The organism is Serratia sp. L9 (assembly GCF_050632285.1).
GTDB lineage: Bacteria > Pseudomonadota > Gammaproteobacteria > Enterobacterales > Enterobacteriaceae > Chania.
This window is the reverse complement of record NZ_CP192591.1, coordinates 4,623,947-4,637,984: the sequence shown is the minus strand read 5'-3', so window position 1 is coordinate 4,637,984 and position 14,038 is coordinate 4,623,947. Positions and strand designations below refer to the sequence as shown.

The window sequence follows — 14,038 nt, the reverse complement described above, 5'->3', positions numbered from 1 at the left end:
CAAATAATTGCAGTTGAGATTAATATTGTTAGGGCATCTTTTGGGGTTTTTTCTTGTGGATAATGATGAATTAAATAAAACTTAAAAATGTGATTTGCATAACATAATAGGGGGTTATTTTAATTGTGAGCAATGGGCTTTTGAATCGTTGATGCTATTAGATTATTTCTACAGTTTATGAGTATAAGCTTAGATAATATTTTCAATGATAGATAGAAAGCAGATTAAAGCTTGTCAGCATATTAAGGGGGCAATTGCAACTTATCGATAATTGCGTAGCTTGCCGGCTCCGGGCCGTGACGTCAGTCTTACCTTCATTACAACCTGAACCAGTCATGATCGCGGGGTGAGACAGAGTTCGATGGTGGTCACTGAAAAACCGCCTTCTAAAAAATGCTGCAGGACTTCAGGAGTGGCCTTAATCGATCACCACCGGTCGGGCTCTGTGACAACACCGGAATATCCAGCCCTCTTCAAATAAATCCTGCCTCCCACTTCCCCCACCCTCAACAGATTAAACGCCTAATATTCATAGAGATAACCCAACGCCAAGCCTGATGCATCTGCTTGAATTACCAAGGATTACGGCTAAGCTTGATGTAATCGTATATCAAAAAAGTGATGCCCATGGCGACGCGACAATCCGACAAGAGCTTTCCGGTTAAAAAAGAAGAGTTTTCTTGGAGTAAACACAGGTTACAACAGGCTAATCTGTTGCCGTCATTATTGTTTATCGTCGGGGTCGTCTTTTCGGGGGTTGGGGCCTGGCGGCTTTATAATGAGATTGAGACTAATGCCAAAGCCGAGTTTCAGCGGGATGTTGAACGGGTTTCCGGTGAGATCACCAGGCGCTTTTCCCAGCCGGTCAATGGCCTGAACGGAGCCAAAGGGGCTTATGCCACGAATGATTATCTGAATCGGGAACAGTTCCGCGCCTATGTTGCCTCACGAGATTTGGCGGTTGATTTCCCAGGTGTGCGGGGATTTGGCTTCATTCAACGGGTAGAGCGCAATCATCTGGATGAGTTTCTTAAGGCGGTCAGGGCAGATGGAGCCCCTGATTTTGCTATCCGCCAGCTTAAAGATACTCATTATGATGATTTCTTTATCATTAAATATATTGAGCCTGAGCAGAATAATAGAGGTGTCCAAGGGCTTGATATTGGCTCGGAATCAGTCCGGCGTGAGTCCGCTCTGGCCGCGATCAATAGTGGCAAAGCCACCTTGTCGGGAACCATCGGCTTGGTGCAGGAAGCGCGTAAAATCCCAGGTATGCTGTTGTTTGTCCCGGTATATCGTGCTGGGGTCAATCCTGCTACCCCTGAGCAGCGTAAAGCTTCATTAGTTGGGTTGCTTTATTCGCCTCTGGTCATTGCCGATCTGCTGAGTAATATTCCGGAATTTACCAATGGCCGGGTGGATATTGAACTGTTTGACGGTACCGATACGCTGTCCGCAAATCGGTTGATATTTGATGCCGACGATAAAAAAGATACAGATTCTTTGTCAATAACGCAGCATAGCGATCACGTAATAAATACGCGAGTTTTTCGCAATGTCAGCACATTGCACCTACCCGGTCGTGATATGACACTGCGTGTCAGCAGTACCGCTACTTTTGAAGCCTTGACCAATCGTTATGCCCCTTGGTTATTGTTCGCCTTTGGCAGTTTGCTCAGTGCGGTGTTGGCGTTGTTGCTTCGCCAGCAGATCAACGGGCGGTATCGTGCCGAATTATTGGCGCGTAGCATGACGGCAGATCTCGAGCGCCTGGCGCTGGTGGCTAAAAATACGTCGAATGCGGTGATTATCACCGATGTAAACCGCCTTATTATCTGGGTTAATGAAGGGTTCGAGCGCATTACGGGTTACAGTAAAAACGAAGTGCTTGGCAAATCGCCGGGGGCCTTATTGCAGTGTGCCAATAGCGATGAACAGGTTGCTGCAGCCATGAAGACTGCCCTGCATGCTGGCCAGCCATTCAAGGGTGAAATAATCAATCGTGCCAAGTCTGGCCGGGAATATTGGATTGAGCTAGAGGTCCAGCCTCGCTACAACGATCGGAATGAAGCCATTGGCTTTATGGCGATTGAGTCAGATATTACTGAGCGTAAAGCGACTTACCAGCGCCTGGAAAGCACTCTGCGAGAGAATGAGGCCCTGCTGAGCACGCTCAATTTGCATGGCATCATATCCTCGGCAGACAGGAATGGGCTGATCACGGAGGTCAATGACGCGTTCTGTGCGGTCAGTGGTTACTCCCGGGAGGAATTGATTGGGAAAAACTATCACCTGTTGGATACCCACACTCATCCGGCGGAGTTCTGGCAAGCGATGTGGCGTGATATTGCCCATGGTATCCCCTGGCGGGGAGAGATCTGCAATAAGACCAAGGCCGGTGAAATTTATTGGGTTGACACCACGATTGCCCCGTTTAAAAACAGTGCGGGCGCGATTGAGCGATTTATTGCAATTCAAATCAATATTACCGCCAGTAAAAACCAGCAGGCCAGCCTGCTCATCGCCCGCAACCAACTGGTGAGAGCCGCAGATGTGGCAGAGTTGGGGATATGGTCCTGGAACCTGCTTGATGGCAGCCTTTCTTTTGACGAACGCATGAATGACATCTACGCCTTGCCTGTGCAGTTACGTAATACGCCTATCCCCCAGAGCTACTGGTTTAATTTATTGCACCCGGAAGACCGCCAGGACGTAGAACAAGCCATTAATCGCGTATTAGAAAGTGACGGTGTCTACCGCCAGAATTTCCGGGTGATTATCAATAATCAAATACGATTTATTCAATCAACCGGAATGATTGAACGGGATAAAAATGGCCAACCGGTGTTGATGATGGGGATAAACCGCGATATCACCCAGCAGCGGGAGGATGAAAACACGCTGCGTGCGGCCAGGCAGGCAGCGGAAGAGGCCAACAGTGCCAAGTCGGCCTTCTTGGCGACCATGAGTCATGAGTTGCGCACCCCGATGAATGCCGTTCTGGGCATGATGACCTTATTAAGGAAAACCGGGCTGACCAACAAACAGGCCGATTATGCGATAAAGAGTGAAGCCGCTGCGCGTACCTTGCTGCGCCTGCTCAATGATATTTTGGATTTCTCCAAGGTGGAGTCCGGCAAGATGGTCCTGGAGTCGATTCCCTTTGATATACATGCCATGCTGAGGGACTTGTCGGTTATTTTATCCAGTAACCTGAAGGTTAAAAATGTCGAAGTGCTGTTTGATATTGACTCGCAGCTCCCTGCTTTTGTGGAAGGCGACAGCATGCGGTTGCAGCAGATATTAATCAATCTGGGGGGCAATGCCTTAAAGTTTACCGAGCAAGGTGAAGTGATACTGTTTATCAAGGTGGTGTCGCAGACCCGCCATGAAGTGACCTTACATTTTGGGGTTCATGATACCGGGATCGGCATCGCCCCAGAGCATCAAGAACGCATTTTCAGCGGTTTTACCCAGGCTGAGACTTCGATTACCCGGCGTTTTGGTGGAACCGGGCTGGGCTTGGTCATCAGCCAGCGGTTTGTCTCCATGATGGGGGGACACTGGAGCTGGAAAGCCAGCCGGGGCAGGGCAGCCTGTTCCATTTCACCCTCACGCTGCCCATTCCTTCCCTGCAGCCTTCCCAACAGCAGGATTCTGATTCATGGGCAACCAAGACTCAGATCCTTACCCATTTACGCGTATTGGTCGTTGACGATAACCCGATTGCCTGTGACCTGATTAAGCGCATGGGGGAATCATTAAAATGGACCGTTGATGTGGCAAACAGCGGCAGCGAAGCGTTGCAATTAATGCAGCAGCAGCGCGATAAAGGGGTCATCTATGGGGCTCTCTTTATTGATTGGCGCATGCCGGGGCTGGATGGCTGGCAGACCAGCAAGCTGGTCCGCGAACTGATGCCGGAAGGTAAGGCCCCGATGATCGTGATGATCACGGCTCACGATCGCGAGATGCTGCTACAGCGCAGCGAAGAAGATCAGGCGTTGCTTGATGGCTATCTGGTTAAGCCGATCACCGCCTCTATGTTGCTGGATTCAGTCATGGATGCGCTGGGTGATAACAAGCAGCATGCAGAGGATCAACCGGGGCAAGTGACCTCTTCACATCGGTTATCCGGCATCCGGCTGTTGGTGGTTGAAGATAATCTGAATAACCAGCAAATTGCCCGCGAGTTATTGGAGGATGAAGGCGCAAGGGTGCAAATCGCCAATCATGGGCAGGAGGCGATTGATATATTGCAGGAAAACCCCGAGCAGTTTGACGTGGTGTTGATGGATTTGCAGATGCCGGTAATGGACGGCTTAAGCGCAACGCAATATATCCGTGTCACTCTGGGGTTAACCGAACTGCCTATTATTGCCATGACGGCCAACGCCATGACCTCTGACCGGGATGCCTGTCTGGCTGCCGGGATGAACGATCACATCGGCAAGCCTTTTGATCTCAATAACCTGATCCGCATTATACGCCAATACGGCAAACAGCCTGAGTTAGCGGTCATTGCTGATGAAGATAACTCCTCTGTGCCGCTGGCACAGGAATGGCAGGAGGCTGCGTCTGTGGCGGGTATTGAGCTGGAGCAGGCGATTAATCGGCTGGGAGGGGACGTGAGTCTTTACCAGCAAATGGTTTCATTGTTTGCCGTCGAACTGGCGGATTTCCCGCAACAAGCCGACACATTGATTGCGCAGTCCGACTGGTCGGGCTTATCGCGCCTGCTGCATACCACCAAAGGGCTGGCGGCGCAGTTGGGTGCTTCGCGCTTATCTCAGCTTGCTGGCCAGGGGGAAGTCTTGGTGGGCAGTTCGCCGGGGGCGGAAGAACTGGCCAGGTTTGTTGTTGAGGCCAAGGAACAGATACGCACGGTGCAGGCAGGGATGGCGCAACTCAGTCAGCTATTGCCGGGCAAGGGCGGTGACGCTGGCGCCGCAGAGCAGGGCAACCCACAGGCCATTGGGGCTGAACTGACAGCGCTGCTTACCCTGCTGCAAAATTCTGATATGGCGGCATTGGCAGCCATGGATAAATTGCAGGCGGCTTTTGGCCTTCACCATAGCGAGGCACTTGCGCCGCTGAGTCACGCCGTCAATCAATTGGATTTTGCGTTAGCCATCGAGCTTGCTCAGGCGTTACTTGTCCCAAGAGATAAACATGATGACGATAAATAACAATAACTCGCCTGCGTTTCCACTTGAATTAACAACACCAAAACTGCTGATCGTTGACGATCATCCGATCAACATCCAGATGTTATATCAGGCATTCTCCTCGGATTATCAGGTTTGTATGGCCACCAGCGGCAAACAGGCACTGGAGGTTTGCCTGGCACAAAAGCCGGATTTGATTTTATTGGATATTGAAATGCCGGATATCAGCGGTTATGAGGTGTGCGCCCAATTAAAAAACCTGCCTGAAACCAAAGATATCCCGGTTATTTTTGTCACCGCGCACATTGATGAAGAGACAGAAACACGTTGTTTCAACGAAGGTGCCGTCGATTTTATCAGCAAGCCGATCAACCGCAACACGGTCAGGGCGAGGGTGCGGACCCATCTGTTATTGAAAGCGCAATCCGATCTGTTGCGGCAGATGGCTTATCGGGATGGGTTAACCGAGGTCTATAACCGGCGTTACTTCGATGAACGCCTGCACCAGGAGTGGAAACTGGCTAACCGCAACCATACACCGCTCAGCCTGATCATTATCGATGTCGATTCTTTTAAAAAATATAACGACTTATATGGGCATCTGGCGGGGGATGATTGCCTGCGTCGCGTTGCCAAAGCGACCCAACAGGCCTTGAAGCGCCCAACGGATCTGGCCGCACGCTACGGGGGAGGAGTTTGCCTGCCTGCTGCCCAATACCGAGTTAGGCGGGGCGATAGCCGTTGCAGAGACCATCAAAGAGCAGATTATCAAGCTCAGGATCCCTCATGCGGACTCATCGGTATTGCCTTTCATTAGCGTCAGTCTGGGTGTCTGTTGCCGGATCGCGGGGAATCTGAACAGCCTGGCCGATTTCCTCCAGCAAGCCGATGCGCAAATGTATCAGGCGAAGAAAAATGGCAAAAATCAAACCTGCGGCACGTTGCTGGACGGCTCGGTTCCCCAGGTTTTCACGCGATTTTCACCTGATAGCTGAACCTCGTCCCTGAGGTTCAGCTTGGTTTAAAACCGCGTCTTAGCCTTCTGCGGCCTCACGCAGGCGCTGCTTGATTTTACTGTACTCCTGCTGAACATAATGCTCTGCCTGCCCTTGATCCTTGATGGCATCAATCTGCACCGCACAGTATTTATATTCCGGCGTTTTGGTGATGGGGCTCAGGTTTTCCGCCACCAGCTCGTTACAGGCACCGATCCACCATTGGTAGGTCATATAGACCGCCCCCTGGTTGGGGCGCTCGCTGACGTTGGCGCGGGTAATGACCTTGCCCTGGCGTGAGCGCACCCAGACCAGTGCCTGATCCTCAACCCCCAGCCGTGCGGCATCTTCCGCGTTGATCTGCACATAGCCCGGTTCATCAGCCAGCGCGACCAGTGCCTTGCAGTTACCGGTCATCGAGCGGCAAGAGTAGTGACCCACTTCTCGCACTGTAGACAGCACCAACGGGAATTCATCGCTGACCTTATCGATCGGCGGTGCCCATTCGCAGGTAAAGAACTCGGCTTTCCCGCCTGGCCGCGAGAACTCACCACCTTCATACAGATAGGAAGTGCCTGGGTGATCCAGCGTTGGACAAGGCCACTGAATGTAGGCCAGATCGGCCATTTTTTCGTAGGTTGCGCCGTAATACATCGGGCACAGCTCACGCAGCTCGTCCCAGATTTCCTGCGTATTGTTGTAATGCATCGGGTAACCCATGGCCGTCGACATCAGGCTGATAATCTGCCAGTCCGTCTTCACATCGCCCACCGGTTCAACCGCCTTATAGAAGCGCTGGAAGCCACGGTCGGCCGCGGTATAAACCCCTTCATGCTCACCCCACGAGGTTGCCGGGAAAATAACATCGGCAATCGACGCGGTTTTGGTCATGAAGATATCCTGCACGATCAGCAGTTCCAGTTTCTCAAAGGTTCTGCGGATGGTTGCCAGATCCGGCTCGGTTTGTAGCGGATCTTCCCCCATGATGTAGTGCGCTTTGAGTTTGCCGTGGTCGATATTATGCGGCACCTCACTCAGTGCATAACCGACTTCGGCAGGCATGGCTTCAATACCCCAGGCCTTGGCGAAGGTTGCGCGCGCCACGGCGTCCGTCACCTGGAAGTAACCGGGCAGGGTATTGGGCAATGCTCCCATATCACAGGCACCCTGAACGTTGTTCTGCCCACGCACCGGGTTAACCCCAACGTTCGGTTTGCCCAGGTTCCCGGTCAACATCGCCAGGCTGGTCAGTGAACGCACGGTTTCCACGCCTTGATAGAACTGGGTAACACCCATCCCCCACAGAATAGTTGCGGTAGGCGCTGCGGCATACATCCGTGCAGCGGCACGGATTTGCTGGGCGCTAAGGCCAGTGGTCTTCTCAACCGACTCCGGCGTATAGCTCGCTACAATGGCGCGATACTCTTCAAACTGCTCGGTATGGTTTTCAACAAACCCCTGATCGTAAAGATTCTCCTCAATCAGCACATACGCCAACGCATTGAGCAGGGCGATGTTGGAACCGTTTTTCAAGGGTAAATGGATATCTGCAATACGCGCCGTTTCGATATAACGCGGATCGCAGACGATAATCCTGGCTCCTTTCTCTTTCGCCTTAAGAATACGGCGAGCGACAATGGGATGAGAGTCTGCGGCGTTATAACCGAAGACAAAAATACATTGGGTATCCTCAATCTCGACGATTGAGTTACTCATGGCGCCGTTACCGACCGAACGCTGCAGACCTGCAACCGAAGGGCCGTGTCAGACGCGCGCGCAACAGTCGATATTGTTAGTACCGACGGTGGCGCGTGCAAATTTTTGCATTACATAGTTGGCTTCATTACCTGGCCCGCGTGAGGAGCCGGTAGTCATAATTGCGTTCGGGCCATATTTCTCTTTGATGGCCAGCAAACGGGAGCTGGCAAATTCGATGGCCTCTTCCCAGGAAACCGACTCCAGTTTCCCCCGCTGGCGGCGGATCATTGGCGTTTTCAGGCGCGGGGTGAGGATCTTGGTATCGTGAACAAAATCCCAGCCGTAATAGCCTTTCAGGCATAGCTCGCCCTGATTGGTCAACCCATTCGCGCCTTCGGCCTTGATGATCCTGCCGTTCTCTACTACCAGATTGATTTTGCAACCTGACGCGCAATAAGGGCAGACCGTGATGACTTTCTTCATCTACAGCACTCCTTTTTATTCTCAATGGGCAGAAAGAGATTCCGCCTTTCCGACATTGCATTCTCAGCAGTGACAAAAATTGACTCACTGATTGTTAGCATAAATTCAGCCACGCTGAATTGATGTGGATTAACTCCCTCCTCATAGCATCTCAAACCCTTCAATGGTTCCCGACGTTGCCAACCGGCGATAAATACTGTCGACCGCCAGCGAGACTTTCTCGGTGATCGGGAAATAGAACGCCACCAGATCGGGCTGAATGCCCAGAAAAACCACGTCCTCAATATCCTCCCGTAACTGATCAATCAGGAAGTTGAGCGGCATATTGTGGGTGCTCATGATAAACATCTCGGCGATGTCATCAGGATCAACGATGCGGATTTCCCCCGGCGCCAGGCCCATGTCGGTAGCATCGACCACCACCACTTTGTGCGGTTGCAGCGCCCGTACCTGGTGCGCCACGTTTTCCGGGGCAGAGCCGCCGTTAATGGCAATCCAGCCATCGATAGGGTCTTGCTCCATCAGTTCGGCTAACCGGGGCCCGGCGCCGTCGTCACCCATCATGTTGTTGCCGACGGCCAGGATCACATTGGGATTTGCGGGGTTTATTGGCTTCATATGACCTTTTTCACAATAAGATAGATGGCAGGCTCGCGCTCAATCTCTGCCAGCAAACCAAGCAGCGTGGCACTCCATTCGCCAAAGGGGGCCGGCTGGCCGTTGGCCAAGGGAGCCAGGGCATTGGCCAGCAGGCTGGTGTGGGTCGAGTCGATGGTGATCTCACCGAAGGTCAGCAACCCCCGCATCTTGCGTTGCGCCTCCCCTCTGGGAAGCGCTCAACCCAGGCTTGATACTGTGCCAATGGGCAATGCATTTCAGTTTTCAGGCAATCAATCACCCCAACGTGGTGGCCAATCGCCAGCGAGTAATACATCACCTGCTGCGCCTGGGCAGGCATATCGTCATCGCTATCAAGAAACTTCTGGCGTAGTGACCAGAACACCGCTTTACCTTCATCTTGCATGGGGCTGCTCCTGCTGCAGGCAATCAACCAGGCAGCGTACAATTTCGCTCAGACGCGGGTCGTTGGCCTGTGTCAGCCATTGCTCCATATGCAGCAAAATGGAATCGTTGCTGGCACCCGCCAACAGGGACAAGAACCGATCGCTGATCTCCCGCCCTTGGTGATAGCCCGCCAGGCGGCGTGCTTCGCGTTCAATCACTACGCGGGTATGCAAGGGAATGGTCGGCAGCAGCAGCGCGGCTTTTTCGCCGGCCTGTTCGACATGGTTTTCCCCTTTCAGCTTTTGCTCCAGCAAGCCCAGCGCTACGGCAAAACCGTAAATCGTGGCCGCTGGCGTTGGCGGGCAGCCGGGGATCCACACGTCTATCGGCACGATGGATTCACTGCCGCCCCAGACGCAGTACAAATCGTGGAAGATGCCGCCGCCGCAACCGCAGGCACCGTAAGAAATACAGATTTTTGGATCGGGGGCCGATTCATAAGCTCTGAGGGCAGGAACGCGCATGGCGCGGGTTACCGCCCCGGTAAACAGCAATATATCGGCGTGACGTGGTGAAGGAACCACCTTGATGCCAAAGCGTTCGGCATCAAATACCGGCGTAATGGCGGAGAAGATCTCGATCTCACAGCCATTACAGCCACCGCAGTCCACCCGGTAAACGTAGGCGGAGCGTTGAATATCCTTGAGCAGCTTGCTCTTAAGCTGCGCCGTCTGCGGGTCAATGGTGATTGGCTGGCTGCGGTGGTGATTGATCTTGATTTCGGGCATCGTCATTTTATTTTGCTCCCGACCGGATGGCCCAGCTTGACCGGCCGATACTGGCTCAGGGTTTGTTTACGCTTGCAGGCCGGGCAGGTCTCAAACTGTGGCCGCAGGGCTGCAATACTTTCCTCGCCCATCCCCGAGTGGGCCAGCAACGCCATGGCGTAATCCACCGATTTGGTCGGCGTGAATGGCTGGTGGCAACAGCGGCAGTTGAGCAGGGTAAAGGTGGCGCGCACATACAGATCGGCTTTTTGCATTACCGCCATTTCAAACTCTTCCGACAGCACGATGGCTCGGGTGGGGCAGACTTCCTCACAGCGTGCGCAAAAGATGCAGCGGCCAATAAACAGCTGCCAGACGCGTTCACCGCTGGCCTCATGGGTTTCCATCGTCAGCGCATTCGCCGGGCAGGCCACGGTACAGGCCCCGCAGGCAATGCACTGTTCGGGATCGTACTGTGGTTTGCCACGAAACCCAGGGCAGACGTCCAGAGGCTTGAACGGGTATTTCACCGTGACTTCACCCGCCTTCAGGAGGGTTTTAAACAGTTTCAGCATTGTCATCCCTCACTTGCACGGTGAATTTTTACGTTCAATGCCGTAACGCTCGATCTCTTTGTACGGCACGGTCTTGGCTTTACGCTTGTTGATATCAATCAGGGTGACGCGGTCGGTACAGGAGTAACAAGGGTCGAGGCTGCCGATGATCAGCGGGGCGTCAGAAACCGTGTTGCCGCGCAGCATATAACGCAGCACCGGCCAGTTGGCGTAGGTTGCCGCCCGGCAGCGCCAGCGGAACAGCTTCTGGTTATCCCCCAGCATGCTCCAGTGGATGTCTTCACCGCGGGGGCTTCGGCGTAACCCAGGGCAAATTTATGGGGTTGATAACGGAAGCCTTCGGTAAGCAACGGCCCACCCGGCAGGTTATCCAGGCCATATTCAATCATCGCCAGGGAATCCAGCACTTCCTGCACGCGTACCATTACGCGTGAGAACACATCACATCCGTCATAGGTGAATAAGGTTTTAGGCAGCGAGCCGTAGTTGGCGTAAGGGTGGTCAAACCGCATATCGCGCTTGAAGCCACTGGCGCGGATCATCGGCCCGACCGGGCTGTAATCACGGGCGATCTGACGATCCAACAGACCAATGCCTTTGGTGCGCTGTTCCATATTTGGCGTGCTCAGCAGCATATCAACCAACTGCGTGACATCGGCCCGCATCTCCTGGATCAGCTTGATGGTTTTTACCTGCTGCGCTTTCAGGATGTCGCGGCGTACGCCGCCAATCAGGTTCAGGCCATAGGTTTTACGCGAGCCTGTCAGCAACTCCGCCATAGTCATCGATTTTTCACGTACCCGGAAGAACTGCATAAATCCGGTATCAAAGCCGACAAAGTGGCTGGAGAGTCCGATGTTCAACAGGTGGCTGTGCAGGCGTTCCACTTCCAGCAGGATACTGCGGATGGCATGAGCGCGGGGTGGCACAAAGATACCCAACGCATTTTCCACCGAAGTGGTGTAGGCCACGCTGTGGGTAAAACCGCAGATCCCGCAGACCCGATCGGACAGGAATGTGACTTCGTTATAGCCCATGCGGGTTTCGGCCAGCTTTTCCATGCCACGGTGGACGTAGAACAGGCGGTAGTCGGCATCGACAATCCGCTCACCGTCGACAAACAGACGAAAATGCCCAGGTTCGTCAGAGGTGATATGCATCGGCCCGATAGGCACCACGCGAGACTCGCCGGTGGCGGCATTCTCAAACGGGTAGGTTTCTACGTTGGTGGTCGGTTCGGGGCGCTGGCGATAATCCATGGTGTCTTTACGCAATGGGTAAAGATCGTCCGGCCAGTCATCCGGCAGCACCAGGCGGCGCTCGTCAGGCAAGCCTACCGGGATCAAACCGTACATGTCACGGATTTCGCGCTCACCCCAGACGGCGGCTGGCACGCGTGGCGTAACCGAAGGGAACTCCAGCGAGATCGCGCTGACGTGAGCCTTGACGGTGATAAAACACTTTTCCCCTTCCTCCATCGACAGCACATAATAAACCGCGAAATCACCGGTCAGGGTACGTTCATCGTTACCAAACAGCACTGGCAGCCAGCCCCCCAACGAGTAATAGAGATATTCAACTATCTCGGGCAGGGCGTTCAGTTTTACCGTGATGGTGACCTGATTGGCGGTTTGCCATTCGGCATCCAGCAACGCGGCAGGGAATTTCTCGCGCAGTTTGGCCAGATAACCTTTGCCAAGTTTTTCGTCGTTGTTGAGGGTCAACACGTGGGTTTCGTAGCTCACTTTACTTCTCCTGACAGGGTCAGTGTGCCGCTGCTGCCTTCGGCCACAGAGGAATTATGTTTGACGGCCCACGGCCAGTTGAATGATTGTGCTTCAGCGCCAGGTTGGGGATTCATCACGATAGTGACTGCGTTTTCCAGCAACCGGCTGACCGGCTGAGGGATATGGGTGCCCATCACCAGCATCAGGACCAGCAGGATCAGCATCGGCAAGGTCGTCAGTACCCCTAACTCACCGTTGTTCACTTCTTCAGGTTTGGCGCCGAACAAGGTGCTGGCAACCATACGCACCAGACCGGCCAGCACCACCGTTAGCAGCAACAGCAGAACGATCGTCAGCGTGATATGGCCTGCCGCCAGCCCGGCGGTAACCGTCATAAACTCGCTGAGGAAAATGTTGAACGGTGGCATACCGCCAAGCGCCAAAGCCCCACCGGCCAGCAGCACGGCGGTAAACGGCATGCTTTTGAGCATCCCTTTCACCACGGTAATATCGCGCGTGCCGTATTTGAGCAACACGTTGCCGGAGCCACAGAACAGCAGGGTTTTCGCCAGGCTGTGGTTTAAGGTATGCAGCAGGGCCGCCAGTATGCCCAGCGGGCCGCCGATGCCTAGCGCTACGGCAATCAGCCCCATATTTTCCACGCTGGAATAGGCCAGCAGGCGCTTGATATCGCGCTGCACCAGAATAAAGAAGGCGGCTACCGCGACCGACATCATGCCAAACACCATCAGCAGCCTGCCGGTAAATTCGTTGCCCAGGGTGGTGTTGACGATGATGCTGTAACGGATGATCACCAGTAGCGCACAGTTGAGCAGCACGGCAGAGAGCAGGGCGCTGGTGGGGCTTGGCGCTTCGCTGTGGGCGTCAGGCAGCCAGGCGTGCATCGGGAACAACCCGGTTTTGGTGCCAAAGCCGATCAGCACAAACACGAAGGCCAGATGCATCAGCATGGGATCGAGCTGCGTGGCATGCTTGAGCACGTCGGTCCAGAAAATGGCGTCGTCAGGATCTGGCATAAAGCTGGCCGCATTGGCGTAAACCAGGATCGTGCCAAACAGGCCGAAGGCGACACCGACGGTGCAGATAATGATGTACTTCCAGGCCGCCTCCAGCGAAGAGCTCTGGCCATACAAACCCACCAGAAACGCCGAGCTCAGCGTGGTGGCCTCAATGGCCGCCCACATCAGGATCAGGTTGTTACTGGTGATCACCAACAGCATGGTGAACAGGAACAGGTGGAAGAAGCCGTAGTAGTGACACAGCGTGGCAACCGAGATTTCGCCTTCATCGACTTCGTGGCGCATATAACCGATGGAGTAAAGGCCGGTCAGGCATCCCACAATGCCGAGGATCGCCAGGAAAAGGGCGCTCAGGCTGTCCAGATGCAGCCAACGTTCGGCAACCAGGATATCCCCGCCTTGCTGGTATACCTGCATCACCGTCCACAGTGAAATCGCCAACAGCAGGATAATGCCGACAAAATGTAAAAACGTCACCGCCGCGCGTGCCGCCTTGCCCAGCAACCGGCAGGCGAAGGCCAGTAACGAGATCGCCAACGGCGTCAGCAGTAATAAAAATAACATCGTGGTATTACTCATC

At 53.8% G+C, this 14,038-nt stretch carries 7 protein-coding genes and 3 pseudogenes; 3 read left to right on the top strand and 7 right to left on the bottom strand.

What is annotated here, in order from left to right:
- The first annotated feature begins 627 nt into the window (after positions 1-627).
- The 3 genes and pseudogenes from ACQ86O_RS22120 (at position 628) to ACQ86O_RS22110 (ending at position 6,163) form a co-directional block, all read left to right on the top strand.
- Positions 628-3,741, top strand: a complete 3,114-nt coding sequence (locus tag ACQ86O_RS22120) for a CHASE domain-containing protein (protein ID WP_431222872.1) — start codon at positions 628-630, stop codon at positions 3,739-3,741.
- 8 nt (positions 3,742-3,749) lie between these two features.
- Positions 3,750-5,189 (top strand): response regulator, encoded by a 1,440-nt coding sequence (locus ACQ86O_RS22115; RefSeq protein WP_431222871.1) that lies wholly within the window; start codon positions 3,750-3,752, stop codon positions 5,187-5,189.
- Positions 5,173-6,163, top strand: a pseudogene (locus ACQ86O_RS22110) (GGDEF domain-containing response regulator). Before ACQ86O_RS22115 ends, ACQ86O_RS22110 begins: the two are co-directional and overlap by 17 nt.
- Positions 6,164-6,202: 39 nt before the next feature.
- Here ACQ86O_RS22110 and fdhF read toward each other — a convergent pair.
- The 7 genes and pseudogenes from fdhF to ACQ86O_RS22075 form a co-directional block, all read right to left on the bottom strand.
- Positions 6,203-8,344 carry a formate dehydrogenase subunit alpha gene (gene fdhF, locus ACQ86O_RS22105; RefSeq protein WP_431222870.1) on the bottom strand — a complete coding sequence of 714 codons (2,142 nt, stop codon included), beginning with the start codon at positions 8,342-8,344 and terminating at the stop codon, positions 6,203-6,205.
- A gap of 141 nt (positions 8,345-8,485) precedes the next feature.
- The gene (gene hycI, locus ACQ86O_RS22100; RefSeq protein WP_431222869.1) at positions 8,486-8,962 is read right to left on the bottom strand and encodes a hydrogenase maturation peptidase HycI; all 477 of its coding nucleotides are present in this window, start codon (positions 8,960-8,962) and stop codon (positions 8,486-8,488) included.
- Positions 8,959-9,368, bottom strand: a pseudogene (locus ACQ86O_RS22095) (formate hydrogenlyase maturation HycH family protein). The gene hycI and the pseudogene ACQ86O_RS22095 overlap by 4 nt, the downstream one beginning before the upstream one ends.
- Positions 9,358-10,143 (bottom strand): NADH-quinone oxidoreductase subunit B family protein, encoded by a 786-nt coding sequence (locus ACQ86O_RS22090; protein ID WP_431222868.1) that lies wholly within the window; start codon positions 10,141-10,143, stop codon positions 9,358-9,360. Before ACQ86O_RS22090 ends, ACQ86O_RS22095 begins: the two are co-directional and overlap by 11 nt.
- On the bottom strand, positions 10,140-10,691 hold the full coding sequence (hyfH, locus tag ACQ86O_RS22085) for a hydrogenase 4 subunit H (protein WP_431222867.1): 552 nt from the start codon (positions 10,689-10,691) through the stop codon (positions 10,140-10,142). The genes ACQ86O_RS22090 and hyfH overlap by 4 nt, the downstream gene beginning before the upstream one ends.
- 9 nt (positions 10,692-10,700) lie before the next feature.
- Positions 10,701-12,415: pseudogene (locus ACQ86O_RS22080) on the bottom strand (NADH-quinone oxidoreductase subunit C).
- Positions 12,416-12,432: 17 nt separating this feature from the next.
- Positions 12,433-14,037 carry a hydrogenase 4 subunit F gene (locus tag ACQ86O_RS22075; RefSeq protein ID WP_431222866.1) on the bottom strand — a complete coding sequence of 535 codons (1,605 nt, stop codon included), beginning with the start codon at positions 14,035-14,037 and terminating at the stop codon, positions 12,433-12,435.
- Position 14,038: the final 1 nt, after the last annotated feature.

Coding starts and splice junctions, on each gene's coding strand:
- ACQ86O_RS22120 (WP_431222872.1), top strand. CDS start 628: ATGGCGACGCGACAATCCGACAAGAGCTTTCCGGTTAAAAAAGAAGAG.
- ACQ86O_RS22115 (WP_431222871.1), top strand. CDS start 3,750: ATGGGGGAATCATTAAAATGGACCGTTGATGTGGCAAACAGCGGCAGC.
- hycI (WP_431222869.1), bottom strand. CDS start 8,962: ATGAAGCCAATAAACCCCGCAAATCCCAATGTGATCCTGGCCGTCGGC.
- ACQ86O_RS22090 (WP_431222868.1), bottom strand. CDS start 10,143: ATGACGATGCCCGAAATCAAGATCAATCACCACCGCAGCCAGCCAATC.
- hyfH (WP_431222867.1), bottom strand. CDS start 10,691: ATGCTGAAACTGTTTAAAACCCTCCTGAAGGCGGGTGAAGTCACGGTG.
- ACQ86O_RS22075 (WP_431222866.1), bottom strand. CDS start 14,037: ATGAGTAATACCACGATGTTATTTTTATTACTGCTGACGCCGTTGGCG.